Source organism: Robertkochia sediminum, from assembly GCF_016786255.1.
Lineage (GTDB): Bacteria > Bacteroidota > Bacteroidia > Flavobacteriales > Flavobacteriaceae > Robertkochia > Robertkochia sediminum.
Map to the genome: position 1 here is coordinate 1 of NZ_JADMKT010000040.1, position 300 is coordinate 300.

Here is a 300-nt window from a genome sequence, read left to right on the forward strand (position 1 = left end):
ATGGTGCTTTTAAAATGTAGAAAGGTATATGTTAGTTATTGTTGTCTTGATTATCCGTTGGTAGGAACTACGATCTTGTTTTTGTCAACTCCCTGGTGGGTTTCGTAAAGGGCATCTTCATCGGCTACAGAGGCTTTAGAGCATGAGGTAGCAGAAAGTGCAAGGATGGCAGTGGCGAAAAGGAAGGCGAAGGTTCTTTTAAGGCTATTCATGATGGTGCTTTTAAAATGTAGAAAGGTATGTGTTAGTTATTGTTGTCTTGATTATCCGTTGGTAGGAACTACGATCTTGTTTTTGTCA

Annotated in this window: 1 protein-coding gene; it reads right to left on the bottom strand. The window is 39.7% G+C overall.

All coding sequences use genetic code 11. The annotated features are described in order from the left end of the window. Window positions 1–50: 50 nt before the first annotated feature. Window positions 51–212 carry a hypothetical protein gene (locus IS446_RS00170; RefSeq protein ID WP_203057148.1) on the bottom strand — a complete coding sequence of 54 codons (162 nt, stop codon included), beginning with the start codon at window positions 210–212 and terminating at the stop codon, window positions 51–53. Window positions 213–300 lie beyond the last annotated feature (88 nt).

Bases quoted from the DNA above. Each gene is read 5' to 3' on its own strand.
- IS446_RS00170 (WP_203057148.1), bottom strand. From the start codon at position 212: ATGAATAGCCTTAAAAGAACCTTCGCCTTCCTTTTCGCCACTGCCATC.